Raw genomic sequence first — 419 nt, forward strand, 5'->3', positions numbered from 1 at the left:
GGCTTTGATTGGAATTTCAACGATTTCCAGTGATCTGTTTCCTGATGTCACATCCCAAAGAAGAAGCATCATGCGCATGTCACCTTCGCAGGTGCGCATGATAACTGTAGTCATACGTCCAAGTTTCGCATTGCCCCACGTCATTCGCCTATGACGTCGATATCAGTGCCGGCGCTGCTGCTTGTGCTCGAGCTGGAGGATTTGGAATTGGGACTGCCGGTGCTGTTGCCGGACGAACTGTTGGAGCCTGTCGAACTGTTGCCGGAACCCGTTGAGCTGGAACCGGTAGTGCCCGAATTCGTTGAAGACCCCGATCCGTGGGAGGCATCTGAGCCGGTCGAGTTCGAGCCGGAGTTTCCGCCGGTTCCTGAATTGGTGTTGCCGTTGGTCTCCGTGCCGCTGTTGGTGCCGGATTCGGT

Annotated in this window: 1 protein-coding gene; it reads left to right on the plus strand. The window is 55.6% G+C overall.

Annotated features, from left to right (window positions below; genetic code table 11):
• Positions 1 to 150: 150 nt before the first annotated feature.
• The coding region (locus NJD71_RS13735; RefSeq protein ID WP_319052452.1) for a hypothetical protein at positions 151 to 419 on the plus strand (269 nt) is incomplete at its 3' end.

The organism is Psychrobacter sp. PP-21, from assembly GCF_033790785.1.
GTDB lineage: Bacteria > Pseudomonadota > Gammaproteobacteria > Pseudomonadales > Moraxellaceae > Psychrobacter.